Consider the following 1,017-nt stretch of genomic DNA (forward strand, 5'->3'; position numbering starts at 1 on the left):
CTAGGTTCTGTTTCTTGGATCAGGTTCGGATCCAGATGATCAGGGCAGCGAGGGTGACGGTCCCGAGGTAGACGTACGCGCGTTTGTCGTAACGGGTGGCCACGGCCCGGAAGTTCTTGAGGCGGTTGATCGCCCGCTCGACGACGTTGCGTTTCTTGTACCGCTCCTTGTCGAAGCCGGTCGGTCGGCCTCCGGTCGAACCGCGCCTGCGGCGGTTGGCCCGCTGGTCCTTCGGTTCGGGGATGGTGTGCCGGATCTTGCGTCGTCGCAGGTAGCGGCGGTTATCGCGGGAGCTGTATGCCTTGTCGGCGCTGACGCTGTCAGGCCGGGTGCGAGGCCGGCCCGGCCCGATCCGGGGGATGGCGATCTTCTCCAGCACGGCCTCGAACTGGGGGCTGTCGCCGGCCTGTCCGGGCGTGAGAAGCAGCGAGAGGGGACGGCACCGGCCGTCGGCCACCAGGTGGATCTTCGTGGTGAAACCCCCGCGGGAGCGTCCTAAGCACTCGCCTGCCTGACCACCTCCGCCAGGCGGACCGACAGGGTCCGCAGTACCGGATCGACCGGGTTTGCCCCGCCGTGGGGCCCCTTTTGGGGGGCAACCACAGGCGGGGCGGTGTTCCGTGCGCCTGCCGCGTGCTGATGCGCCCGCGCGGTCGTGGAGTCCACCGACACGTCCCAGTCGATCCGACCCTCGGCGTCCTCAGCCGCCTGGACTCGCGTCAGCAGCAGGTCCCAGGTGCCATCGGCCGACCAGCGGCGATGGCGTTTGTAGACCGTTTCCCACGGCCCGAACCGCTCCGGGAGGTCCCGCCACGGCACACCGGTCCGCACACGGAACAGCACCCCGTTGATGACCTTCCGGTGCTCACTCCACCGGCCACCACGGGCCCCACAGCGCGGCAGGAGCGGCTCCAGCCGCCCCCACTCCGCATTCGTCAGATCCCCTCGACCAACCACGCCAACCAGCCTGGCCTCACAAGCATGATCACGTCAGGAGATCCAGGAAACAGAACCTAG

1 pseudogene is annotated in these 1,017 nt (G+C 68.2%); it reads right to left on the reverse strand.

From position 1 onward, the window contains the following. Positions 1–19: 19 nt before the first annotated feature. Positions 20–957, reverse strand: a pseudogene (locus tag OTB20_RS42260) (IS5 family transposase). Positions 958–1,017: the final 60 nt, after the last annotated feature.

Origin of the sequence: Streptomyces sp. H27-H1, from assembly GCF_026627445.1 — a bacterium.
Taxonomy (GTDB): Bacteria; Actinomycetota; Actinomycetes; order Streptomycetales; family Streptomycetaceae; genus Streptomyces.